General features: G+C 60.7%; 21 protein-coding genes. 10 read left to right on the top strand and 11 right to left on the bottom strand.

Annotated elements, in window-relative coordinates; translation table 11 throughout:
* The first annotated feature begins 168 nt into the window (after nucleotides 1–168).
* From AC3WN7_RS16220 to AC3WN7_RS16260, 9 genes are all read left to right on the top strand, one after another.
* Nucleotides 169–1,851: a flavin monoamine oxidase family protein gene (locus AC3WN7_RS16220; protein ID WP_007980300.1), complete on the top strand. Its 1,683-nt coding sequence runs from the start codon at nucleotides 169–171 to the stop codon at nucleotides 1,849–1,851.
* A gap of 12 nt (nucleotides 1,852–1,863) precedes the next feature.
* Complete coding sequence (locus AC3WN7_RS16225; RefSeq protein WP_095964098.1) at nucleotides 1,864–2,658, top strand: carbon-nitrogen hydrolase family protein; 795 nt, start codon at nucleotides 1,864–1,866, stop codon at nucleotides 2,656–2,658.
* 38 nt (nucleotides 2,659–2,696) lie between these two features.
* Nucleotides 2,697–5,126 (top strand): pyrroloquinoline quinone biosynthesis protein PqqF, encoded by a 2,430-nt coding sequence (pqqF, locus tag AC3WN7_RS16230; RefSeq protein WP_102674219.1) that lies wholly within the window; start codon nucleotides 2,697–2,699, stop codon nucleotides 5,124–5,126.
* 159 nt (nucleotides 5,127–5,285) lie between these two features.
* The gene (gene pqqA / locus AC3WN7_RS16235; RefSeq protein WP_003444522.1) at nucleotides 5,286–5,360 is read left to right on the top strand and encodes a pyrroloquinoline quinone precursor peptide PqqA; all 75 of its coding nucleotides are present in this window, start codon (nucleotides 5,286–5,288) and stop codon (nucleotides 5,358–5,360) included.
* An 81-nt stretch (nucleotides 5,361–5,441) separates the two neighbouring features.
* Nucleotides 5,442–6,353 carry a pyrroloquinoline quinone biosynthesis protein PqqB gene (gene pqqB / locus AC3WN7_RS16240; protein ID WP_102674218.1) on the top strand — a complete coding sequence of 304 codons (912 nt, stop codon included), beginning with the start codon at nucleotides 5,442–5,444 and terminating at the stop codon, nucleotides 6,351–6,353.
* A 144-nt stretch (nucleotides 6,354–6,497) separates the two neighbouring features.
* A complete protein-coding gene (gene pqqC, locus AC3WN7_RS16245; RefSeq protein WP_102674216.1) occupies nucleotides 6,498–7,250 on the top strand; it encodes a pyrroloquinoline-quinone synthase PqqC in 753 nt (250 codons plus the stop codon).
* Entirely contained in the window at nucleotides 7,247–7,522 is a 276-nt protein-coding gene (gene pqqD, locus AC3WN7_RS16250) for a pyrroloquinoline quinone biosynthesis peptide chaperone PqqD (protein ID WP_015097086.1), read from the top strand. Before pqqC ends, pqqD begins: the two co-directional genes overlap by 4 nt.
* Nucleotides 7,494–8,666, top strand: a complete 1,173-nt coding sequence (pqqE, locus tag AC3WN7_RS16255; protein ID WP_102674215.1) for a pyrroloquinoline quinone biosynthesis protein PqqE — start codon at nucleotides 7,494–7,496, stop codon at nucleotides 8,664–8,666. The genes pqqD and pqqE overlap by 29 nt, the downstream gene beginning before the upstream one ends.
* Nucleotides 8,632–10,458 carry a S9 family peptidase gene (locus tag AC3WN7_RS16260; RefSeq protein ID WP_102674214.1) on the top strand — a complete coding sequence of 609 codons (1,827 nt, stop codon included), beginning with the start codon at nucleotides 8,632–8,634 and terminating at the stop codon, nucleotides 10,456–10,458. Before pqqE ends, AC3WN7_RS16260 begins: the two co-directional genes overlap by 35 nt.
* 145 nt (nucleotides 10,459–10,603) lie before the next feature.
* Here the strand turns inward: AC3WN7_RS16260 and AC3WN7_RS16265 are convergent, their stop codons facing one another.
* Nucleotides 10,604–10,762: a YqaE/Pmp3 family membrane protein gene (locus AC3WN7_RS16265; protein WP_003228885.1), complete on the bottom strand. Its 159-nt coding sequence runs from the start codon at nucleotides 10,760–10,762 to the stop codon at nucleotides 10,604–10,606.
* Nucleotides 10,763–10,967: 205 nt separating this feature from the next.
* Nucleotides 10,968–12,251, bottom strand: a complete 1,284-nt coding sequence (locus AC3WN7_RS16270) for an aspartate aminotransferase family protein (RefSeq protein WP_102674213.1) — start codon at nucleotides 12,249–12,251, stop codon at nucleotides 10,968–10,970.
* A 169-nt stretch (nucleotides 12,252–12,420) separates the two neighbouring features.
* Here AC3WN7_RS16270 and AC3WN7_RS16275 point away from each other — a divergent pair, with 169 nt between their 5' ends.
* The gene (locus AC3WN7_RS16275) at nucleotides 12,421–13,350 is read left to right on the top strand and encodes a LysR family transcriptional regulator (RefSeq protein WP_095964104.1); all 930 of its coding nucleotides are present in this window, start codon (nucleotides 12,421–12,423) and stop codon (nucleotides 13,348–13,350) included.
* A 227-nt stretch (nucleotides 13,351–13,577) separates the two neighbouring features.
* Here AC3WN7_RS16275 and AC3WN7_RS16280 read toward each other — a convergent pair whose 3' ends face one another.
* The 9 genes from AC3WN7_RS16280 to bioF form a co-directional block, all read right to left on the bottom strand.
* Nucleotides 13,578–15,356, bottom strand: coding sequence for an acyl-CoA dehydrogenase C-terminal domain-containing protein (locus AC3WN7_RS16280; protein WP_015097091.1), 1,779 nt, complete (start codon nucleotides 15,354–15,356; stop codon nucleotides 13,578–13,580).
* A 264-nt stretch (nucleotides 15,357–15,620) separates the two neighbouring features.
* Nucleotides 15,621–17,417: an acyl-CoA dehydrogenase C-terminal domain-containing protein gene (locus AC3WN7_RS16285; RefSeq protein WP_102674212.1), complete on the bottom strand. Its 1,797-nt coding sequence runs from the start codon at nucleotides 17,415–17,417 to the stop codon at nucleotides 15,621–15,623.
* A gap of 85 nt (nucleotides 17,418–17,502) precedes the next feature.
* Entirely contained in the window at nucleotides 17,503–18,795 is a 1,293-nt protein-coding gene (locus AC3WN7_RS16290) for a GGDEF domain-containing protein (protein ID WP_102674211.1), read from the bottom strand.
* Nucleotides 18,796–19,174: 379 nt separating this feature from the next.
* On the bottom strand, nucleotides 19,175–20,980 hold the full coding sequence (locus tag AC3WN7_RS16295; protein ID WP_102674210.1) for a phenylacyl-CoA dehydrogenase: 1,806 nt from the start codon (nucleotides 20,978–20,980) through the stop codon (nucleotides 19,175–19,177).
* Between the two features lie 278 nt (nucleotides 20,981–21,258).
* Complete coding sequence (locus AC3WN7_RS16300) at nucleotides 21,259–21,555, bottom strand: pyrroloquinoline quinone biosynthesis protein PqqE (protein ID WP_095964108.1); 297 nt, start codon at nucleotides 21,553–21,555, stop codon at nucleotides 21,259–21,261.
* Between the two features lie 122 nt (nucleotides 21,556–21,677).
* On the bottom strand, nucleotides 21,678–22,358 hold the full coding sequence (gene bioD / locus AC3WN7_RS16305) for a dethiobiotin synthase (protein ID WP_095964109.1): 681 nt from the start codon (nucleotides 22,356–22,358) through the stop codon (nucleotides 21,678–21,680).
* Nucleotides 22,355–23,167, bottom strand: a complete 813-nt coding sequence (gene bioC / locus AC3WN7_RS16310; RefSeq protein WP_102674209.1) for a malonyl-ACP O-methyltransferase BioC — start codon at nucleotides 23,165–23,167, stop codon at nucleotides 22,355–22,357. The genes bioD and bioC overlap by 4 nt, the downstream gene beginning before the upstream one ends.
* Nucleotides 23,160–23,891, bottom strand: a complete 732-nt coding sequence (locus AC3WN7_RS16315) for an alpha/beta fold hydrolase (RefSeq protein WP_102674208.1) — start codon at nucleotides 23,889–23,891, stop codon at nucleotides 23,160–23,162. The genes bioC and AC3WN7_RS16315 overlap by 8 nt, the downstream gene beginning before the upstream one ends.
* A complete protein-coding gene (gene bioF / locus AC3WN7_RS16320; protein ID WP_102674207.1) occupies nucleotides 23,884–25,062 on the bottom strand; it encodes an 8-amino-7-oxononanoate synthase in 1,179 nt (392 codons plus the stop codon). Before bioF ends, AC3WN7_RS16315 begins: the two co-directional genes overlap by 8 nt.
* Between the last annotated feature and the right edge of the window lie 4 nt (nucleotides 25,063–25,066).

Below are 25,066 nucleotides of genomic sequence, written 5' to 3' on the forward strand. Positions count from 1 at the left end.
GCTCCCACAATGGACAGTGTGTACATCGATATCGTCATATCGACCAACAAAATGGCAAAACGACGACACTTTGCGTCTTATTAACGTGTTCTGTGCTCTCTAGAATGGCTGGCATCTTTTCCTATACTCAGATGCGCATTCCGCGTCGGGTCGCCAGCAAGGTCAGCCATGAACAAGAACAATCGCCATCCTGCAGACGGTAAAAAACCAATCACCATTTTCGGCCCGGACTTTCCCTTCGCCTTCGACGACTGGATCGAACACCCGGCCGGGCTGGGCAGCATTCCCGAGCACAATCACGGTGCCGAAGTGGCGATTGTCGGCGGTGGGATTGCCGGTCTGGTGGCCGCGTATGAGCTGATGAAGCTGGGGCTGAAACCGGTCGTCTACGAAGCCTCGAAAATGGGTGGCCGTCTGCGCTCCCAGGCCTTCAACGGCGCCGAAGGCATCGTGGCCGAACTGGGTGGCATGCGCTTTCCGGTGTCGTCCACCGCGTTCTATCACTACGTCGACAAGCTCGGCCTGGAAACCAAACCGTTCCCCAACCCGCTGACGCCTGCGTCGGGCAGCACGGTGATCGATCTCGAAGGCCAGACCCATTACGCACAGAAGTTGTCGGACCTTCCTGCGCTGTTCCAGGAAGTGGCTGACGCGTGGGCCGACGCCCTGGAGGCCGGCTCGCAGTTCTCGGATATCCAGCAAGCCATTCGCGACCGCGACGTGCCTCGCCTCAAGGAGCTGTGGAACACCCTGGTGCCGCTGTGGGACGACCGCACCTTCTATGACTTCGTCGCCACGTCCAAAGCCTTTGCCAAGCTGTCGTTCCATCACCGCGAAGTGTTCGGCCAGGTCGGTTTCGGCACCGGCGGCTGGGACTCTGACTTCCCGAATTCGATGCTGGAAATCTTCCGCGTGGTGATGACCAATTGCGACGATCACCAGCACCTGGTGGTCGGTGGCGTGGAACAGGTGCCACAAGGCATCTGGCGCCATGTGCCGGAGCGTTGCGCGCACTGGCCGGCCGGCACCAGCCTCAGTTCCCTGCACAGCGGCGCGCCGCGCACCGGCGTGAAGAAGATTGCCCACGCACCGGGCGGCCGTTTCGCCGTCACCGACAACTGGGGCGACACCCGCGAATACGCCGCTGTGTTGACCACGTGCCAGAGCTGGCTGCTGACCACCCAGATCGAATGCGACGAAACCCTGTTCTCGCAAAAGATGTGGATGGCCCTGGACCGCACCCGCTACATGCAATCGTCGAAGACCTTCGTGATGGTCGACCGCCCGTTCTGGAAGGACAAGGATCCGGAAACCGGCCGCGACCTGATGAGCATGACCTTGACCGACCGCCTGACCCGTGGCACCTATCTGTTCGACAACGGCGACGACAAGCCAGGGGTGATTTGCCTGTCGTACTCGTGGATGAGCGACGCGCTGAAAATGCTCCCGCACCCGGTGGAAAAACGCGTGAAACTGGCGCTGGATGCACTGAAGAAGATCTACCCGAAAGTCGACATCGCCGCACGGATCATTGGCGACCCGATCACAGTGTCCTGGGAAGCCGACCCGCATTTCCTCGGCGCGTTCAAAGGCGCACTGCCCGGTCACTACCGCTACAACCAGCGCATGTACGCGCACTTCATGCAGGACGACATGCCGGCAGAACAGCGCGGGATCTTCATCGCTGGCGACGACGTTTCGTGGACGCCAGCCTGGGTTGAGGGTGCGGTTCAGACCTCGCTCAACGCGGTGTGGGGCATCATGAAACACTTCGGCGGTGCAACTCATGCCGAGAATCCGGGTCCAGGAGATGTATTCAACGAGATCGGACCGATCGCCCTGCCCGAGTAAGAGGAATCCGAAATGCGCGTAGCCCTTTACCAATGTCCACCGTTGCCGCTGGATGTCGCCGGCAACCTGCAACGCCTGCAACAACTGGCGCTGGAGGCAAAAGGCGCGGACCTGCTGGTACTGCCGGAGATGTTCCTGACCGGCTACAACATCGGCGTCGATGCCGTCAGCGTGTTGGCGGAGGTGTACAACGGCGAGTCGGCGCAGCAGATCGCGCGCATTGCCAAGGCAACCGGGATTGCCATCTTGTATGGCTATCCCGAGCGCACCGAGGACGGGCAGATCTACAACGCCGTGCAGTTGATCGACGCCCATGGCGAGCGCCTGTGCAACTACCGCAAGACGCACTTGTTCGGCGACCTCGATCACTCGATGTTCAGTGCAGGTTCCGACGAGTTTCCTATCGTTGAGCTCAACGGCTGGAAACTCGGTTTCCTGATCTGCTACGACCTGGAGTTTCCGGAAAATGCCCGACGCCTGGCTCTGGGCGGCGCCGAGCTGATTCTGGTGCCGACTGCGAACATGATTCCGTTCGATTTCGTCGCCGATGTCACCGTGCGTTCCCGCGCCTTCGAAAACCAATGCTATGTGGCTTACGCCAACTACTGTGGCCATGAAGGCGACATCCACTATTGCGGCCAGAGCAGCATTGCTGCGCCGGATGGCAGCCGTATCGCTCAGGCGGGACTGGATGAATCGCTGATTGTCGGTGAGCTGGATCGACAGTTGATGGTCGATTCCCGTGCCGCCAATCGCTACCTGATCGATCGTCGTCCCGAGCTTTACGGCGAGCTGAACAAGTCCTAATCCGCTAGCATTGGCACTTCACTGTTCTGGAAGTGCCCATGCCCGCGCTGAATCACCCTCGCCCCCACACTGAAACCCTGGCCAACGGCTTGCGGGTGACACTGCGTCATGCCCCGAATTTGAAGCGTTGCGCAGCAGCATTGCGGGTCGCCGCGGGCAGCCATGATGTGCCGCTGGCGTGGCCCGGACTGGCGCATTTTCTTGAGCATCTGCTGTTTCTGGGGACTGGGCGTTTTCCTGCCGGGCAAGGGTTGATGGCCTACGTCCAGAGTCATGGCGGCCAGATAAACGCGCGAACCAGCGAACGCACCACGGACTACTTTTTCGAACTGCCACCCCAGGCATTTGCCGGTGGGCTGGAGCGTCTGTCAGACATGCTCGCCCATCCGCGTATGAATCCGGACGATCAGCAGCGAGAACGGGAAGTGCTGCAGGCGGAATTTGTCGCCTGGTCGCAGGATGCGGCAGCGCAGCAGCAATTTGCGCTGTTCGACGGGTTGTCAGAAGTACATCCGCTTCGCGGTTTTCATGCCGGCAATCGCGCCACCCTGCCTGTAGAGCAGCCCGAGTTTCAGCAGGCGTTGCAGGATTTTTATCAGCGGTTTTACCAGACCGGGCAGATGACATTGAGCCTGGCCGGACCGCAAAGCCTCGAAGAGCTAAGGACCTTGGCTGAAGCATTTGGTAACGTCATCGCCAAGGGAGAAAGCATTGAGCAACACGCTCCCGTGCCCCTGATGTCGACCTCAGAAAGAAGTTATCAACAGGCTGAAGCACGGCGACTGGATTGGCTGTGCGCCCTCGAATCGCTGCCCGATTCTTGCGCCGAGGCGCTGGCATTCTTGTGCCACTGGCTGAATTCGGCAAAACCCGGGGGCTTGTCGGCGGACCTGCGCGAGCGCGGGCTGGCCGATCACCTGAAAGCCCAGTTGCTCTACCAATTCGCAGGACAAGCCTTGCTGCATATCGAGTTCACCTTGCCGGCCAATGGGTTGCCGACCGGGATTCTCGAACGCCTTATGGACTGGCTGAGCTTTTTTGCCCAGCAGGACTGGACCCGGTTGCGCGAAGAATACGCAACCCTGCACCAGCGCCAGCAACAGATCAGCAGTGCCTTGCAATTGGCCCGACTGGACAGCGAACAATGCGAAGTCGGGTCATCTGGCCAAGGCGTTACAGCGCTCAAGCAAATCCTCAATCAAATCGGCGCTGTGGATAACTTCAGTGGCCCATGGCAGTTGCCCGCACCCAACCCGTTCCTGCGCACCGAAGCACCAGCGTCCAACGCCGGATTGATTCGTGGCCAGACCAGCGCCCACCGCGGCCTGCGTACCTTTGCCCAGGATCGCTCGCGAAGCCGTCGTGAACGTTCGCCGATGCAATTCAGCCAGGCATTGCCGGACAACAGCGCGGAAGGTGCGATTTATCTGCGCTGGCGTCTGGACTCGAGTCCCGCCAGCGCCCTTCAATCCCGACTGGAAAATAACCTGCAACCGCTACGCGAAGACGCGCGTCAGGCCGGTGTGGATTTTTCCTTCAGTGCATCGGGCAACGAATGGCTGCTGAAAATGACCGGACTGCAGGAGCCGATGCCCACCGTTCTGGAGCATGCGCTGAAAGAGCTGACACAACCTGACTCCGCAGGCTCACAAGCCACGCACGCGAGCGTTGCGCTGATCCCCATTCGACAACTGCTCAAGGCATTGCCCGATCACTGCCTTGCGCACACCGCGAACACAGACGACGCACAGCAACTCTGGTCGAGTGCACGCTGGGATGGTCTGGCGATTGGCCTGTCCGCCCAGACTCAAGCGGCCATGGGCCTGGCCTTGAGCCGTATTCCCGGCACGCCGGATAATCAATTGACCCCACCGCCATCCATCCCGTCACAACGCCTGTGGAGCGCCATCGATAGCGATTCCAGCGAGCACGCACTGTTGCTGTTTTGCCCTGCCGTGACCGGGGAATTGGCCGACGAAGCCGCGTGGCGTCTACTTGCGCACTTCTGTCAGACGCCGTTCTACCAGCGCCTGCGCGTGGAGTTGCAACTGGGCTATGCGGTGTTCAGCGCCCTACGCCAGATTCACGGGACAACCGGATTACTGTTCGGTGTGCAATCACCGAACGTAGCGCCGGCAGATCTGCTGCAGCGCATCGAGCAGTTCCTCAGCGATGTGCCAATGCTGATCAATGCCCTCGACGACAACGCGTTCATCGCCGGGCGCCAGACCTTGGCCGAGCAATTTTCCCAGGCTGCATTGCCCACTGCCCAGGCCGCGGAATTGCTTTGGCAGGGCAAGCTGGGCGGCCACTCGTCGGATTTTCTGACGCAATTGCCCGAGGCAATCCTGCTGATCGGGCGTTCCGAACTGCTGGTTGCAGCACAACGATTGAACAAGGCCGAGGGCGGTTGGCATTGCCTGGCGAACAGCCCTGCACCGGGCACTCCATGGCAAGCGGCAAAATGATCATTACCGGGGCGGTAAGGAGCTTTCTCAAAGTTTCACGGGCAATTTCTTTGAGATTTTGAGTAACATAGCAACCTAACTATCTGGAACATCTCTGACTTGAGGTGGACTATACCTATAGCTAGCGCTGTCTCCCCCCCACTAGAAGGAGTTCAATTCATGGCCTGGACCAAACCTGCCTACACCGACCTGCGTATCGGCTTTGAAGTCACCATGTACTTCGCAAGCCGCTAATCTCTGCTTTGGCAGATGTGCAGCACAACGCCTCGGTTATCCGAGGCGTTTTATTTTCAGCGTTGAAATGATGGAGCGTCCATGTTTGTCCAGATTCTAGGTTCCGCCGCCGGCGGCGGCTTCCCCCAGTGGAACTGCAACTGCGTGAACTGCGCAGGCTTTCGCGACGGCAGCCTGCGGGCCAAGGCCCGGACGCAGTCGTCCATCGCGATTTCCGATGACGGCGTGAACTGGGTGCTGTGCAACACCTCTCCGGACATCCGCGCCCAACTCCAGGGCTTCGCCCCGATGCAGCCGGGCCGCGCCCTGCGTGATACCGGGATCGGCGCGATCATCCTGATGGACAGTCAGATCGACCACACCACCGGCCTGCTCATGTTGCGCGAGGGTTGCCCGCATCAGGTCTGGTGTACGGATATGGTCCACGAAGACCTGAGCACCGGTTTTCCGCTGTTCACCATGCTCAACCACTGGAACGGCGGGCTGAACTGGAACCGCATCGAGCTCGATCAAAGCTTCACTGTTCCCGCCTGCCCGAACCTGCGCTTCACCCCGTTGCCGCTGCGCAGTGCCGCGCCGCCCTACTCGCCGCACCGCTTCGACCCGCATCCAGGCGACAACATCGGCCTGATTGTCGAGGACCGGGGCACGGGCGGCAAACTTTTCTACGCACCGGGTCTGGGCAAGGTGGATGCAGCGCTGCTGGAGATCATGGCCGGCAGCGATTGCCTGCTGGTCGACGGTACGCTGTGGGATGACGATGAAATGCAGCGTCGTGGCGTAGGCACCCGCACCGGTCGGGAGATGGGCCACCTGGCGCAAAACGGCCCCGGCGGCATGCTCGAAGTGCTGGAGCAACTGCCCACGCAGCGCAAGGTGCTTATCCACATCAACAACACCAACCCGATTCTCGATGAAGATTCGCCCGAGCGCGCGGAGCTGGATCGGTGCCAGGTTGAAGTGGCGTATGACGGCATGAGTATTGTGCTCTAGCGGGCGGCCTCTTCGCGAGCAAGCCCGCTCCCACATTTGAAATGCATTCCAATGTGGGAGCGGCGGTGCGACGACTCGACTTGCTCGCGAAGGCGTCCGACCAGACACCAAAGATTTCAACGGTTGTTCCCCCGGAGAACCCCGATGACCGACACCCCAATGTCCCCCGCCGAATTCGAAGCGGCCCTGCGCGCCAAGGGCGCCTATTACCACATCCATCACCCCTATCACGTGGCGATGTACGAAGGCCGGGCTACCCGCGAGCAGATCCAGGGCTGGGTCGCCAACCGTTTCTACTATCAGGTGAACATTCCCCTGAAGGACGCGGCCATTCTGGCTAATTGCCCCGACCGCGAGATCCGCCGCGAGTGGATTCAGCGCCTGCTCGACCACGACGGTGCGCCCGGTGAAGACGGCGGCATCGAAGCCTGGCTGCGACTGGGCCAGGCCGTCGGCCTCGACCCGGACCAGTTGCGTTCCCAAGAGTTGATCCTGCCCGGCGTGCGCTTCGCCGTGGACGCCTACGTCAACTTTGCCCGCCGCGCCAGCTGGCAGGAGGCCGCCAGCAGTTCGCTGACCGAACTGTTCGCCCCGCAAATCCACCAGTCGCGCCTGGACAGCTGGCCGCAGCATTACCCCTGGATCGACCCGGCCGGATACGAGTATTTCCGCACGCGCCTGGGTCAGGCACGGCGTGATGTCGAGCACGGTCTGGCGATCACGTTGCAGCACTACACCACCCGCGAAGGCCAGGAGCGCATGCTGGAAATTCTCCAGTTCAAACTGGACATTCTTTGGAGCATGCTCGATGCCATGAGCATGGCCTACGAACTGAAACGCCCGCCGTATCACAGCGTGACCGGAGAACGGGTCTGGCACAAAGGAATCACCTTATGAGTTTCGATCGCAGCAAGACCCCGACCTGGCGTCCCGGCTACCGCTTCCAGTACGAACCGGCGCAGAAAGGCCACGTGCTGCTGTACCCGGAAGGCATGATCAAGCTCAACGAAAGTGCCGCACTGATCGGTGGCTTGATTGACGGTGAACGGGATGTCGCGGCGATCATCAATGAACTCGACCAACAGTTCCCCGGCGTACCCGAGCTCGGTGACGACATCGAGCAATTCATGGAGGTAGCCCGTGCGCAGCACTGGATCGAACTTGCCTGATTCATCAAGGCAAGTGCCGCCAAAACCTGAAGTCGGCTTGCCGCTGTGGCTGCTCGCCGAGCTGACCTATCGCTGCCCGCTGCAATGCCCGTACTGCTCCAATCCGCTGGATTTCGCCGAGCAGGGCAAAGAGCTGAGCACTGAACAGTGGATCAAGGTGTTCCGTGAAGCGCGGGAAATGGGCGCGGCGCAACTGGGCTTTTCCGGTGGTGAACCGTTGGTGCGCCAGGACCTCGCCGAGCTGATTACCGAAGCCCGCAAACTGGGTTTCTACACCAACCTGATCACCTCCGGCATCGGCCTGACCGAGCAGAAAATCAGCGATTTCAAGAAGGCCGGCCTCGATCACATCCAGATCAGTTTCCAGGCCAGCGACGAGCAGGTGAACAACCTGCTGGCCGGCTCGAAAAAGGCCTTTGCACAGAAACTGGAAATGGCCCGGGCGGTGAAGGCCCATGGTTATCCGATGGTGCTGAACTTCGTGACCCATCGGCACAACATCGACCAGATCGACCGCATCATCGAGCTGTGCATCGCCTTGGAAGCGGATTTCGTCGAGCTCGCCACGTGCCAGTTCTACGGTTGGGCGCAACTCAATCGCGTCGGGCTATTGCCGACCCGGGAGCAACTGGTGCGCGCCGAACGCATCACCGATGAATACCGCGCCAAACTGCAAGCCCAAGGGCATCCGTGCAAGCTGATTTTCGTCACCCCGGACTATTACGAAGAACGCCCGAAAGCCTGCATGAACGGGTGGGGCAGTATTTTTCTGACAGTCACGCCGGACGGAACCGCCCTGCCCTGTCACGGTGCCCGACAGCTGCCGGTGCAGTTTCCCAACGTACGCGACCACAGCATGCAGCACATCTGGTACGACTCGTTCGGCTTCAATCGCTTTCGCGGTTATGACTGGATGCCCGAGCCGTGCCGCTCCTGTGACGAGAAAGAAAAAGACTTCGGCGGCTGCCGCTGCCAGGCGTTCATGCTCACCGGTGATGCCAGCAACGCCGACCCGGTGTGCAGCAAGTCGCCACAACACAGCGTGATCCTCAAGGCTCGCGAAGAAGCCGAACACGCGACCCAGACCATCGACCAACTGGCCTTTCGCAATGAACGAAACTCACGCCTCATCGCCAAAAGCTGAACCTTTCAGCGCTGCCAAAGCCGTGGCTGCCGGTATCGACTTTGCCGAACTGCAGGTCGGTCCAAACGGCCTGTTCTGGAACGAGTACCGACCCGAAGACGCGGCGTGCCGGATCTGGCATTGGCGTGAGGGCACAGCGAAATGCCTGACGCCGCCGGGGTTCAGCGTGCGCAGTCGGGTGTACGAATATGGCGGTGGAGCCTTTTGTCTGACGGACGACGGTATCGTTTTCGTCAACGAGGCCGACCAGCAGTTGTATCGGCAATCACTGCAAGACGAAGCGCCCGAAAAGCTGACGTCCGGTGCGTGCCGTTTTGGCGATCTGCAGTTCGCCAACGGGCAGGTGCTGGCGGTCGAGGAGCATCGAGACCAACACCGACTGGTGGCGATCGATCTGCTGGATGGCACACGCCACCTGCTGGCCGAAGGTGCTGATTTCTACGCGGCACCGACGCTGAGCCCTGATGCCCGGCGCCTGGCCTGGATCGAATGGAGTCGCCCGGATCAGCCATGGACAGCAACCCGCTTGATGGTTGCCGAACGCCTCGCCCATGGCGGGTTTGCCGAGGCTCGTTGTGTGGCGGGCGACGGTGCTCAAGAGTCGGTGCAACAGCCACGGTTTGATGCCGACGGTCGCTTGTACTGCCTGACGGATCGCGCCGGTTACTGGCAGCCATGGGTGGAATCCGGGAAAGGCCTGAGCCCATTGCCAAGTGCCAGCGCCGACCATGGCCCGGCGCCCTGGCAACTCGGCGGCAGTACCTGGTTGCCGATGGGCGACCACAGTTATCTGGCCAGTTGGACCGAGGGCGGGTTTGGCCGACTAGGCATAGGCGGCGACTCCTGCACCGACTTCACCGGCCACTACAGCCGCTTCCGCCATCTCGCCGTGGATGGGCAGTTCATTTATTGCATTGCAGCGTCACCCGTCAGTTCAACCGCCGTCATCGCCATCGACCGTCAGAGCCGGCAAGTGAAGTTACTGGCTGGCGGCATCGCACCGCTTGCTCCCGAACGGATCAGCCGCCCGCAGACCTTGCGCTACCCCAGTGGCTCAGGCGAAGCACACGGCTTCTTCTACCCGGCAATGACCGGCGAGGCGAAACCGCCACTGGTGGTGTTCATCCATGGCGGCCCGACGTCGGCGTGCTACCCGATGCTCGATCCGCGCATCCAGTTCTGGACACAGCGGGGCTTCGCCGTGGCCGACCTCAACTATCGCGGCAGCAGCGGTTATGGCCGGGCCTATCGTCAGGCGCTTCATTTGAGCTGGGGGAATGTGGATGTCGAAGACGCTTGCGCCGTGGTCAGTTACCTCAACGAACGGGGCCTGATCGACGGCGACAAGGCCTTCATTCGCGGCGGTAGCGCCGGCGGCTACACAACGCTTTGCGCCTTGGCGTTTCACAACGTGTTCTGTGCCGGAGCCAGTCTGTATGGGGTCAGTGACCCGGTAGCGCTGGGCCGTGCGACCCACAAATTCGAAAGCGACTATCTGGACTGGTTGATCGGCGATCCGCTGCTGGACGCCGAACGCTACGTCGCCCGCACACCGCTGCTGCATGCCAGCAATATCCGCGTGCCGATGATCTTCTTTCAGGGAGAACTGGATGCCGTGGTCGTCCCGCAACAGACCCGCGACATGGTCACGGCGCTGCGGGACAACGGCATCCTGGTCGAAGCGCATTACTACGCGGACGAACGCCATGGCTTTCGCAAGGCCGGCAATCAGGCCCATGCGCTGGAGCAGGAGTGGTTGTTTTATCGGCGGGTGATGGATTCAGTGGCCTGAAGCCCGCGCTCATTGCCGAAACCGTGGCGTCCCCTTCGCGGGTAAGTCGGATCGCCGCACCGCCGCTCCCACAGGTTCTGTGGCGTGCACAAATCCTGTGGGAGCGGGCTTGCTCGCGAAGGCGGCCGACCTGCCGCCGCGAAATTCAGCGCTTGGCGATGATGTACACCGCATGCACGATCCCAGGAATATAACCGCACAACGTCAGCAGAATGTTCAGCCAGAACGCTCCGCCGAATCCTACTTGCAAAAACACACCCAGCGGCGGCAACAGGATGGCGATGATGATGCGAATAAAGTCCATGGGGCAGCTCCTGATTGGGCTGGACTCGTTCGAGCCCTACAGCTAATCGACCGGTGCCGTCTGTCAGGGTTCAGTCCCTCTATTCCCAAGCTCCGCCCTTTCGTTGAATTTCGCAGACAAAAAAACGCCCCACGCTAAAAGTGTCGGGCGTGAGGCGTGCGTATTACCGCGAGACGGTTCGGGAATGTGTGCAGGGCGCGTCGGATCAGACGGCAATCCCTTTGCGGCACTGCAATTGCGCGGTGCGTACTCGGGAGAAGGCGCGCGCCAGGCGCAGGAGCATTTCATCGATGTTGGCGTTGCTGACGTTCAGCGCAGGGGTAAAGCGCAGGCAGTCGGGTTGCGGGGCGTTGAGCAACAGGCCTTCGTAGAGCGCGGCCTTGACGACCGCGTCAGCGGAATCGTCCGACAGCGTCAGCCCCCACAGCAGCCCTTGTCCGCGCAACTCGCCGTGACCGTAACGATGGGCCAAACGCCCCAAGCCCTCACGCAGGTGCTGACCGGCTTCTGCGACGTGCTTGAGGAAAGCCTTGTCCTGCACCGTATCGAGCACCGAAAGTCCCGCCGCGGTCATCAGTGCATTGCCATGATGGGTACCGGTCATCTCGCCGGGTTCGAAACAGCAGGCCTTGCCCCGTGCCAGCAGCGCGGCCAATGGAACGCCGCCGCCCAAACCTTTGCCGAGCACGACGATATCCGCCGTGACCCCGCAGGACTGTTCCGCGAGCAAGGTGCCACAACGGCCGATGCCGGTTTGCACTTCGTCGAAGATCAGCAAAATGCCGAGTTCACGGCACAGGCGCTCGACACCCTTGAGGTAATGCGCAGTAGCCGGGATCACGCCAGCTTCGCTCTGGATCGGTTCGAGCATGATCGCAACGGTCCGTTCATCCACGGCCGCATGCAATGCCGGAAGGTCATTGAACGGGACATGGCTGAAGCCCGGCAGTTGCGGCTCGAATCGGTTGGCTAATGTCGAACTGTCCGACGCCGACATCGTCGCCAGGCTACGGCCATGGTTACCGTTGTTGGCCACTATGATTCGCGACGCACCGCCGCGATGCTGTTGACCCCATTTGCGCGCCAGTTTTATCGCCGCCTCACAGGCTTCGCTGCCGGTATTGAGCAGGTAGGCCTGATCACTGCCGGTGCTGGCACACAGACGCTCGGCAAGACTGAGCATGCCGCGGTTATGCAGGCCAAAACCCGGATTGATCAGCGCTTGAGCCTGGGCAGTAATGGCGTTGACCAGTACCGAAGGGCTGTGACCAAGGCTGTTGGCCCCACCGCCCTGGGAAAAATCCAGGTACGCACGGTCATCGCTGTCCCACAGCCATGAACCCTGGCCGCGCACAAACACCTGTTTCGGTCGCTCGATACCGGGCATCAAGTACTCGCTGGTAAGACTGTTGCCCGTGGAAGGCAGGGAGGCGTCCATGGCCAGATCATCAAGACTGGGAGGACTACGGCGCAAACTGAACAGATTCATCCGAAAAAACCTCTGATGAGATTTTTTGCCTTACCTATGTCAACACCATCCAAGCAAAGGATATTCATCGCGCTCTGTGGCCCTGTAAGCCGTCTGAATGCGGTTAGACTAGGCTCAGGCAAGGCATACAGCCATTTCGATTTCCCAGCATTTTCGATAAGTAATACTTATGGATTTCAAGCAACTGCGTTATTTCGTCGCGGTCTATGAAGAAGGCCATGTGGGCCGGGCCGCCGAACGCCTGTCGATCTCCCAGCCGGCGCTGTCCCAGCAAATCCGCCACCTCGAGCAAAACCTCGATGTGAGCCTGTTCGAACGCAATAGCAAGCGCCTGTTGCCGACCCTCGCGGCCCACACGCTGTACAACCACGCCCTGCCTTTGCTCGATGGCCTGCAACGGGCACGGGAGGCGCTCGGCAACTTCAAGGGTCAGGCGCTGCGTACCCTGGCCATCGGTGTATTGCAGACCGTGCATACCAGCCTCGTTCCACAGATGCTCGAACGTGTGCGCAAGGCGCAGCCGCATCTTGTCGTGCAGATCTACGAACTGACCGGACTGGAAATCGAGCGGAGACTGCTCAACGGTTCTCTGGATATCGGCATCAGCTACCTGCCGCCCCGCCAGCCTGGTTTGCATGGCGTGATGCTGTACGAAGATGAACTGACCCTGGTCATCCCGGCAGAGCACCCGCTGCGTGAATTCAAGAAGGTGTCCATGAGCCAGGCCGCCGAGCTGCCGATGTTGCTGCTGGGCGAGGAATTTCAGATCCGGCAGATCTGGCAAACCCAACTGGCGAGCCTCGGACGTCGCCCACAGGTGCAAGCCGAACTGAACAACATGGCCGGCATCCTCGACAGCCTGCCGCACACACGCCTGGCGACGGTGCTGCCCGGACGCTCGCAAAAGACCCATGGCAACCACGAACTGCTGTGGAAGCCCCTGAGCGAACCACGAGTACCACTGAAAGTCGGGTTGGTGTGTCGGGATGTGCAACGGCAGCAGGCCTCGCTGGCCTTGCTGCGGACATTGCTGGAAGAAGTGATCAATGGCCCGGCTGAACGTTTGAGCAGTGCGCAGGCCCTGGACGGGCTGAGCTAGAAACTTTTCTTCGGGCAAAAGAAAACCCCGCCGAAGCGGGGCTTTGCAGACTGTTTCCCTGACATCCATTTCACTCCGCCATCCTGGCAGAATCCTACGTGTCCCTGTTGTTGCTTTGCGCTTCCTGCGCTACGTCCATGAGAAGTAGATTAGCCGTGGATCCAATGTGCATCTATGGGAGAACAGCAGCACGTTATGTAAGAGAATGCTTACAAACCATTACGTCATCAGAATTGTCCTGCATCCAGCAGGAACAACGATTCGCTACCGGCCTTGACCGACGCGCTCAACGAGTGAATCCGCGGCAACAGACGGGCGAAATAGAACCGTGCGGTGCCCAGTTTGCTGGCGTAGAAATCGTCTTGCGCTTCCTTGCCCAAAGCGGCCTTGGCCATCAGGGCCCACATGTAGGCATACGCCACGTAACCGAACACCTGCAGATACTCGACCGATGCCGCGCCGATTTCGTTCGGATTGCTCTTCGCCCGGTCCAGCAACCACGCGGTCAGTTCATCGAGGGTGGTGACGGCATCGTTGAGCGGCTTGGTGAACTCCGCCAGGTCAGCGCTGGCCGTTGCGGTGAAGTGACGAATCTCGTCGGCGAACAGGTTGTAGAACGCCCCACCGCTGCCGACGATCTTGCGCCCGACCAGGTCCAGCGCCTGAATGCCGTTGGTGCCTTCGTAGATCTGGGTGATGCGCACGTCACGCACCAATTGCTCCTGGCCCCACTCGCGGATGTAACCGTGGCCGCCGAACACCTGCTGGCCGTGAACGGTGGTCTCCAGACCGAGATCGGTCAGGAACGCCTTCGCCACCGGGGTCAGCAAGGCCACCAGGTCTTCAGCACGCTTGCGGGTGGCGGCATCTTCGCTGAACTTGGCGGTGTCCAGTTGCATGGCTACGTAAGTGGAGAACGCACGGCCACCCTCGTTCGAGGCTTTCATGGTCAGCAGCATGCGACGCACGTCCGGGTGGACGATGATCGGGTCAGCCACTTTGTCCTTGTTCTGCGCGCCAGTCGGCGAACGGCTTTGCAGACGGTCACGGGCGTATTCCACGGCGTTCTGGTACGAGCGCTCGCCCGTGGCCAGGCCCTGGATACCGACGCCCAGGCGCTCGTAGTTCATCATGGTGAACATCGCCGCCAGGCCTTTGTTCGGCTCGCCGACCAGGTAACCCACGGCCTCATCGAAGTTCATCACGCAGGTCGCGGACGCCTGGATGCCCATCTTGTGTTCGATCGACCCGCAGTTCGCCGGGTTGCGCGCACCCAGGCTGCCATCGGCATTGACCATGAACTTCGGCACCAGGAACAGCGAAATGCCTTTCGGCCCCGCCGGTGCATCCGGCAACTTGGCCAGCACCAGGTGGATGATGTTTTCGGTGAGGTCGTGTTCGCCACCAGTGATGAAGATCTTGGTGCCGCTGACCTTGTAGGAACCGTCGGCCTGAGGCTCGGCCTTGGTGCGAATGATCCCCAGGTCAGTACCGGCGTGTGGCTCGGTCAGGCACATGGAACCGGCCCAGATGCCGGCGTACATGTTCGGCAGGTACGCGGCTTTCAGCTCTTCGCTGGCGTGGGCGTTGATCGACAGGCAGGCACCGGCGGTCAGCATCGGATACAGACCGAACGACAGGCTGGCGGAGTTGACCATTTCTTCGACCTGGGCCGAAACGGCTTTGGGCATGCCCATGCCGCCGTAGGTCGGATCGCCACCGACACCGACCCAGCCGCCTTCCGCGTAGGTCTGATAGGCCTGCGGGAAACCCGCCGGCGTGGTGACGGCACCGTCGGCCCAATGGCAACCTTCCTCGTCCGCGGCACGGCTCAGCGGAGCAATGCTTTTGCTGGTGACTTTGCCGGCTTCCTCCAGGATGGCCTCGACCGTTTGCGCATCGACGGTCTCGGCCAGCGCAGGCAGCTCGGCCCAGAGTTTGGCGACCTCGAAAACTTCATTGAGGACGAAGCGCATATCGCGCAGGGGCGCTTTGTAGTCAGCCATGGCAAACCTCGCAAGATCTATACAGATGATTCACAGGAAGAGTTGTTTTCGTTGGGTCGGAGTGTACCTCAACAACTTTTGCGACACATAGGGTCAGCTCATGACCGTTTTGTAATTTTTAGTCATTGCGATATAGAGAGGCGAAACATAAGAACTGTAGGAGCGAGCCCGCTCGCGAAAAACCCCAAGGCGCCACTGGACATCTGGTTTTACGCGTTATCGTTCACGACCATCGCGAGCAAGCTCGCTCCTACAGGGTAGGTGTCAGAGCGCAAACATCTCGGCCGGCAGTTGCATCAGACATTCGCTCCCCGCTTCGACGGCCGCCCGATGAGCGGTAGTGCGTGGCAGCAGACGCTTGAAGTAAAACTCGCTGGTCGCCAGTTTGCCCCGGCAGAAGCCAACATCACCGCTGCCAGCATCGAGCTGCGCCTGAGCCACCAGCGCCATGCGCAACCACAGGTAGCCAAGGATGATGTAACCGCTGTACATCAGATAGTCCACCGACGCGGCGCCGACCTCGTCCGGGTTTTTCATCGCCGCCATGCCGACCCTGGTGGTCAACTCACCCCATTGCTGGTTCAGTTGATCAAGCTGCGCCACATACCCGGCCAGTTGTGGATGTCCGGCGTTCGCCGCGCAGAACTTGTGGACGATTTTGGTGAACCCGCGCAACAGCTTGCCCTGGCTGCCGAGTACCTTGCGCCCGAGCAAGTCCAGCGCCTGAATGCCGTTGGTGCCCTCATAGATCGGTGCGATCCGGCAGTCGCGTACCAGTTGCTCCATACCCCACTCACGAATGAACCCGTGGCCGCCAAACACCTGCATGCCAAGGTTGGTCACTTCCAGGCCGGTGTCGGTCATGAAGGCTTTGCAGATCGGCGTGAGGAAGGCCAGCAGGTCTTCGGCATCCTGGCGCGCCGTTTCGTCCGGGCTCAGGTGTGCAATGTCGAGCAACTGTGCGGTGAAGTAGGTCAGCGCGCGGTTGCCTTCGTTGAAGGCTTTCATGGTCAATAACATCCGCCGCACATCAGGGTGCACGATGATGGGGTCGGCGGCTTTTTCCGGGGCTTTCGGTCCAGTCAGCGAGCGCATCTGCAAACGGTCGTTGGCGTACATGATCGCGCCCTGGAAGCTCGCTTCGCCCAGACACAGACCCTGCATGCCCGTGCCCAACCGCGCGTGGTTCATCATGGTGAACATGCAGTTGAGGCCCTTGTTCGGCTCGCCGATCAAAAAGCCCTTGGCCTCGTCGAAGTTCAGCACGCAGGTGGCCGAGGCCTTGATGCCCATCTTGTGTTCGATCGAGCCGCAGGACACGCCGTTGCGCTCGCCCGCTTCTCCCGCAGCATCGGGCAGGAACTTGGGCACGATAAACAGCGAAATGCCTTTGGTCCCGGCCGGTGCGTCCGGCAATTTGGCGAGCACCAGGTGAATGATGTTGGCGCTCATGTCGTGCTCGCCCGCAGAGATGAAGATCTTGCTGCCGGAGATCGCATAGCTGCCATCGGCCGCTGGCACGGCACGGGTCTTGATGATGCCCAGGTCGGTGCCGCAATGGGCTTCTGTCAGGCACATGGTGCCGGTCCATTGGCCAGCGGTGAGCTTCTTCAAATAGGTCTGCTTCTGCTCCTCGGTGCCGTGGGCGTGGATCGCCGACATCGCACCGTGGGTCAGGCCGGGGTACATGCCCCACGAGGTGTTGCTGGAACCCACCATCTCGCTGATGACCAGGCCCAGAGAGATCGGCAACCCTTGACCGCCGTAACCCGGGTCCGCCGCCAGGCCATGCCAGCCGCCCTCGACATACTGGGCGAAGGCCTGCTTGAAGCCCGCGGGCGTGGTGACCACGCCGTTGTCGAAATGGCAGCCTTCTTCATCGCCGCTGCGGTTGAGTGGCGACAGCACGTTTTCGCAGAACTTCGCGCCTTCTTCGAGGATCGCATTGACCATGTCCGGGCTGGCATCGGTGGCCCCCAGCGCAGCGTAGCTACTGTGAAAGTCGAAGACGTGATCGATCAGAAAGCGCATGTCGCGCAAGGGGGCTTTGTACTCGGGCATGGTCATTCTCCGTCGGCAGTTTTTTCCAACCTACTGCCGCCGACACTACGCCACAATCAATGTCCAGTCGCTGAATGCGCGATCATCACTCAACCGTAGCGGCGTCCATGCGCACGGCGCCGCGACGGTTCTGCCCGAACGCCATCACGCAGTTGCGCCCCGCGCCCTTGGCGCTGTAGAGCGCCTGGTCAGCGGATTTGAGCACCTCTTCGGGGGTGCGTTGATCGATCCGCTCGGCGACGCCGATACTGACCGTGACCGATACACTCGACGCACCGGAACCGGTACGCCGCTGGCGCCCCTGATTATCGTCCTGCGGGCGGTTTTCCTGATTACGCAGCTGAATGTTGTAAGTGGCGATGGACTCACGGATGACTTCCAGGTGCGGCATGCATTCTTCGAGAGTCTTGCCTGCAAACACCAGGGCAAATTCCTCACCGCCATAGCGATACGCCTTACCGCCACCGCCGATTTTCGACAGTTTGCTGGCCACCAGCCGCAGTACCTGGTCGCCGACATCGTGGCCGTGGGTATCGTTGAATTTCTTGAAGTGATCGACGTCGCTCATCGCCAACACGTAGTTGCGACCCAACCGTTGCATGCGTTCATTCAGCGCACGGCGGCCCGGCAGCCCGGTCAGTTCGTCGCGGAAGGCCATTTGATAGGCTTCGTGAGCAACGGCGGCGGCGATCATCAGCATCACCTGGCTGCACATGATGTTCAGCGTGAACGGCAGGATGAAGGTCTTCGGCAGCATCCAGAACAACCCGAGCAAGCCCGCCAGTTGCGCGGCATGCAGTGGTCGCGGGTTGCGCCAGTATTGCCAGGCCAGCAGCACGAACGCGGCAATGAACACCGGATAGGACAACTGGATCAGGCTCATCCAGGCGCCATGCAGCGCGGGCCAGCGAATCTCCGACAACCAGATCAGCAGCGCATGTGGATAACTTTGCTCAAGCCCCAGCGCCACGCTGCCGACCGCCAGCAATACGGCGAAACGCGCCACCATGTCCTGGAACAGATGGGTGCGTTCCTGCCACGCCGCGAACACCCCAAACAACAATGGCAGCAGCAGGCAACACAAATGAAAGACCACGGCGGCATCGTCACGCACCTTGCCGTTGTCGCGGTAATAGTCGGTCTGGGTGTCGAGCAGGAAGTAGGCGATGTAAACCGTGACCATCAGAAACAGTTCACGCTGGCGTCGGTACACCGCGCAATAGGCGCCGCCGAGCAACAACACCAGGGTAGGCAGCACGTTGAACAGCGAGGTGAAAAAGACGTTCAGATCCTTGATGTAAGCAGCCGCAAGCCCCGCCAGCAACAGCAGTAATGACGGCAGGAAGTGACTGAAACGTACAGCGGATGAGCGCGGCAAGGGTAAAGCTCCGACCCGTCAAATCAATAGATGGCAATGTGCCCACTACTGTAACGGCAGAAAGCCCGAGTTTCTGAGTGAATTACTGAGGTATTTTTCAAAGGGCGTTACAAACATTCATTCCACGGGCAACCCTTAAAGCAAAAAAGGTTCTTCGCACATTCCCGGGAACCTGTAGGAGCAGCCGGTCGACGCTCGATTGCTGGCGATGGACTCAAGTGCACCGCGTTTATCCAGTTTATACGCGTGATCGTTAACGACCATCGCCAGCAAGCTGGCTCCTACAAGGGGTCGTGCTCGCGCTCAAACCAGTGGAAGCCCCAAAAAAAAACCGCTAGTCCCGAAGGAGCAGCGGCTTTTTCAAGTACTTCGTTGAGGCTTAGTAGCCCAGGTCGAAGTTCTCTTCTTTCATGTCCATCAGGTTGTTGGCGCCCGACAGCATGGTTGCGACGTGAGTGCGGGTACGCGGCAGGATGCGCTGGAAGTAGAAGCGCGCCGTCTGCAGCTTGGCGGTGTAGAACGCCTCTTCGGAAGTGCCGGCAGCCAGTTTCTCGGCAGCCAGACGCGCCATGTCAGCCCAGAAGTAGGCCAGGCAGGCGTAACCGGAGTACATCAGGTAGTCCACGGAGGCCGCGCCGACTTCTTCGCGATCTTTCATGGCGGCCATACCGACCTTCATGGTCAGCTCGCCCCATTCCTTGTTCAGTGCAGCGAGCGGCGCGACGAACTCTTGAACCGCTTCGTTGCCTTCGTTGGTCTGGCAGAACTTGTGGACGATCTTGGTGAAGCCTTTGAGAGCCTCGCCCTGGGTCATCAGCACTTTACGGCCCAGCAGGTCGAGCGCCTGGATGCCGGTGGTGCCTTCGTACAGCATCGAAATGCGGCTGTCGCGAACGTTCTGCTCCATGCCCCACTCGGCGATGAAGCCGTGGCCGCCATAGATCTGCACGCCGTGGTTGGCCGCTTCAAAACCGACTTCGGTCATGAAGGCCTTGGCGATTGGCGTCATGAACGCCAGCAGTGCGTCGGCTTTCTTCTTCTCTTCTTCGTCCACGCCGTACTTGACGATGTCGACTTGCTTGGCGGTGAAGTAAACCATCGCGCGGTTGCCTTCGGCGAACGCCTTCATGGTCAACAGCATACGACGTACGTCAGGGTGCACGATGATCGGGTCAGCGGCTTTGTCCGGCGCTTTCGGGCCAGTCAGCGAGCGCATTTGCAGACGGTCGCGAGCGTATTTCAGGCCGCCCTGGAAACCGACTTCAGCGTGGGCCAGGCCTTGCAGCGCGGTACCCAGACGAGCGGTGTTCATGAAGGTGAACATGCAGTTCAGGCCTTTGTTCGCCGGGCCGATCAGGAAACCGGTGGCGCCGTCGAAGTTCATCACGCAGGTGGCGTTGCCGTGGATGCCCATCTTGTGTTCCAGGGAACCGCAAGACACAGCGTTACGCGCGCCAACCGAGCCATCGGCGTTCGGCAGGAACTTCGGCACGATGAACAGGGAAATGCCTTTGGTGCCAGCCGGTGCATCCGGCAGGCGGGCCAGTACGATGTGGACGATGTTGTCGGCCATGTCGTGTTCACCGGCCGAGATGAAGATCTTGGTGCCGGAGACTTTGTAGGAACCGTCGGCCTGAGGCTCGGCCTTGGTGCGCAGCATGCCCAGGTCCGTGCCGCAGTGCGGTTCGGTCAGGCACATGGTGCCGGTCCATTCGCCGGAAACCAGCTTGGTCAGGTAAGCCTCTTGCTGCTCAGGGGTGCCGTGCTCGGAGATGGTGTTCATCGCACCGTGCGACAGGCCCGGGTACATGCCCCACGACCAGTTGGACTCGCCGACCATTTCACTGATGGCCAGGCCCAGGGATTCCGGCAGGCCTTGGCCGCCGTGCTCGACGTCGTGAGCCAGGCTCGGCCAGCCGCCTTCAACGAATTGCTTGTAGGCTTCCTTGAAGCCAGTCGGCGTCTTAACGCCGGACTCGCTCCAGGTGCAACCCTCGAGGTCGCCCACACGGTTCAGCGGAGCCAGTACCTGCTCACAAAACTTGGCGCCTTCCTCGAGAATGGCGTCAACCATGTCAGGAGTTGCGTCGGCACAAGCCGGAAGGCTCTGATAGTGCGCTTCGTAGCCGAGCAGTTCGTCACGAACGAAGCGAATATCACGCAAGGGGGCCTTGTAGTCAGGCATAGCGATAAACCTCTGCTGATGTAACCGGGAATGAACGACCGCATTGATTTGTTGTTGCGATCAAACAGTTGTTTGAAACATACGTTTACGCCCAAATCTTGTCAAGCGTCGATCTTTTGCCGTTCGTCATCGCAGGATTGGACACTCAGGCACACGACACCGCTGCCGCGCTGCCGAAGCAGCCCGTCACCCTGAAAAGATTAGTTGAGCAAGAAAGACTTACGTACAAAAACGCCGCGAACAGGTGCGGCGCTGGAAGGTGCGGATTCGGCAAGGAATCAGGCGTAGGTATCGATCAATGTTCCGAGCACTTCATCGGCGGCCTTGGCGACTTTCACGCCCAGTTCCGCCTGAATCTTGCCTTGGGCCATTTCGACCACGTTGCTGGCCAGGTCCGATTGCCGGCTGCGATCAACCGATCGCAGACGATCGACCTGCGCCTCGGAGGACTGGCTGGTGAGCGAACGCTCGAGGGTGGTGTTGGCGATCTGCCCGGCGGCTTGATCGACACGGTTCTGCCCTGACTGAAGGGTGCTCAGACCGGCATAAAAAGCGGTATTTCCTGAGATTTCCATGGGAGAACTCGTCCTTTCAAAGGATCAACAACGGCCATTGAAGCAGAGTGGCTGGCAATACACCCGTCAAAAACACTAATGGCACAGTGCCTTGCCATAGGCAAAGCCCGCATTGCCAAACCTCAGTCCAACAGGTCCAGTTGCAAGTGCTCGGCCACGGCTTCCGCCGTCACGGCCTTGAGTTTGGGCACACGCCCCAGGCACGGCGCCGGGAGGCGTTCGGCCAGGGTGGCGAGGTTTTCTTCCAGCCGAGAGGTCTTCGGGTCGATGATGTTGGCCACCCATCCCGCCAGTTGCAAACCGTCCCGGGCGATCGCTTCGGCGGTCAACAAGGCATGGCTGATACATCCCAGGCGCACGCCGACCACCAGGATCACCGGCAACCGTAATGCAATGGCCAGGTCCGACAGATTGTCCTGATCCGCCAAGGGTACGCGCCAGCCGCCGGCGCCTTCGATCAGGGTGAAGTCCGCTTGCAGACCCAGAATCTGCCGCATCGGCGCCAGCAACGACTGCACAGTCAACGCCACGCCCGCCTCCCGTGCCGCCAGATGGGGGGCAATGGCCGGTTCGAAGGCCATCGGATTGACCTGTGTGTAGGTCAGCGGCAGCGAACACTCCGCCAGCAAGGCCAGCGCATCGGCGTTGCGCAAGCCTTTGGGCGTTACATCGCAACCGGAAGCGACCGGCTTGCCCGCCGCCGTGCTCAAACCCGCCGAACGCGCCGCATGCAGCAGCCCCGCCGCGACCGTGGTTTTACCGACATCCGTATCCGTGCCGGTAATGAAATAGGCTGCGCTCATAAGGGTTTCTCCAAAATGGCGTACACCACTTGATAAGTCGCCGGCAGGCCTCGGGCCTGACGAAACTGCTCATAAGCCTCAATCAAACCCAGAATCCGCGCCCGACCGGTCAAGCCACCCGGTCGACCGGGATTGAGGTTGTGCGCACCCAGCGCCTTGAGCTCATGGGTCAGGCTGCGCACATCCGGGTAATACAGCACATGCGGCAGGTTTTGCAGACTGACCATCCTCAAGCCGCTGGCCGCACACAACTGCTGATAAACACCAAACTCCCGGAAGCGGTTGACGTGCACCATGCCATCAACCTGTCGCCAGCTGTCGCGCAGTTCAAACAACGTCCCTGTACAAAGACTAGCAAACGCAAAAATGCCACCCGGTTTCAGCACTCGATAAGCTTCACTGAGCACCGAGTCGAAGTCCGCACACCACTGCACCGCCAGGCTGGAGAAGATCAGGTCGCAGGTCGAATCCTGCAGTGGTAAACGCTCGGCATCGCCAGCGACGAAATGCGTGGCACCACCCAATGGCCGGGCGTGATTGAGCATGCCCTCGGCGATATCCAGCGCCACACCGTGACTGCTCGGAAATTGCTCCCCCAAAGCACGACTGAAATGCCCGGTGCCGCAGCCCAGATCCAACCAACGCTGCGGTACAAAATCCTGCGGCAAGCGCCTGAGTAATTGGCTGCCGACATCACGCTGCAACTCGGCCACGCTGTCGTAGCTTTGCGCCGCGCGGGAGAACGATGCAGCGACCTGGCGTTTGTCGGGCAAGGCGCCGGACAGGTTGGGAAGGGATAAATCAGTCATCGCCGGACTCATGCAAAAAGGCCTGGATCGCCCCCGCCACACCGTGGGGATCTTCCAGAAGAAACGCGTGGCCGGCCTGCTCAATCAGACCGATTTCGATGTCCGGCAGCAACGCCAGTAAATCGCCCGCCGCCTCCGCCGGCACCAGCCCGTCAAGGCCGGCGAACAGATGCAGCTGCGGACCACGGAACGATTGCAGTGCCTGTCGCGTATCCACTTGCGCAAGCACTTGCAGACCGCTCAGCAGCACTGGCGCGGCCGTGTTCGGTGCGCCAGCGAGCAACAACCGCGACAATCCGCGCGGGTCTTCGGCGCCTTGGGCACAGAGCAGTGAAAAGCGTTTCAAGGTCGCGCGCGGATCGGCGGCACATCCCGCCAGAAACGCATCGAAGGTTTCCCCTGGCATGGCGGCTGACCAGTGTTCATGAGCGACAAAAGACGCGTTGCTGGCCAGAGTGAACACGCCGCAGCAGCGATCGCCACGCCGGGCCGCCAGTTCGCAGGCGAGCATGCCACCCAAAGACCAGCCGCCCAGCCAGGCGTCTTGCGGCAACGTCGCATCAAGCTCATCGAGCCACTCTTGAAGATCGCTCGACTCCAGGTCGGGCAACGGCTCGATCTCGACGCGCAAGTGCTCGTCCAGGCCGCGCAAAGCCGCCGCCAAAGGCTCCAGCGGTGAAACGCCGAGACCCCAGCCGGGCAGCAGAATCAAACGATCACGCATGGCTTGGCTCCGGCTGCAGTTGTTGAAAACAATCGGCCAGTGCGTTTAACAATAGCTGCACCTGAGCCTCGCTGTGAGCAGCCGTCAGCGTGACCCGCAATCGGGCGCTGCCAGCAGGCACGGTCGGCGGGCGAATCGCGGTGACCATCAACCCGCGCTCGCGCAGCATTTGCGAAAGACGCACCGCGCGCCCGGCATCGCCAACCATGATCGGCTGGATCGGTGTGAAGCTGTCCATGAGTTCCAGGCCGATCTGCTCGGCACCCTGACGGAACTGGCGGATCAGCGTCTGCAAATGCTCGCGGCGCCAGTGTTCACTGCGCAGCAGTTCCAGGCTTTTCAGCGTGGCGCAGGCCAGCGCCGGTGGCTGGCTGGTGGTGTAGATGTAAGGCCGGGCGAACTGGATCAGACTTTCGATCAGCTCTTCGCTGCCGGCCACAAAGGCGCCCGCGGTACCGAAGGCTTTGCCGAGGGTGCCGACCAGCACCGGAACCTCTTCCTGGCTCAAACCGAAATGCTCGACGACGCCGCCACCGTTGGCGCCCAGCGGTCCAAAACCATGGGCATCGTCGACCATCAACCAGGCGCCTTTGGCCTTGGCTTCTCGGGCCAGCGCTGGCAAATCGGCGATATCGCCGTCCATGCTGAACACGCCGTCGGTGACGACCAGCGTATTGCCGGTGGCTTTTTCCAGGCGCTTGGCCAGGCTCACCGGGTCGTTGTGCAAGTAGCGATTGAACCGCGCGCCGGACAATAGCCCCGCGTCGAGCAGAGACGCATGATTGAGCCGGTCTTCGAGCACCGTATCACCCTGCCCCACCAGCGCCGTGACCGCGCCGAGGTTGGCCATGTAACCGGTGGTGAACAGCAGCGCGCGCGGGCGACCGGTCAGGTCGGCCAACGCTTCTTCCAGGGCATGGTGCGGGGCGCTATGGCCAATGACCAGATGTGAGGCGCCGCCGCCCACACCCCACTTCGACGCGCCGGCACGCCAGGCCTCGATCACTTGTGGATGATTGGCCAGCCCCAGGTAGTCGTTGTTACAGAACGCCAGCAACGGCTTGCCATCAACCACCACTTGCGGCCCTTGCGGGCTTTCGAGCAGCGGACGCTGACGGTAGAGATTTTCGGCACGACGGGCAGCAAGGCGTGCGGCGAGATCGAAAGACATGCAG

The organism is Pseudomonas sp. FW305-70 (assembly GCF_058783925.1).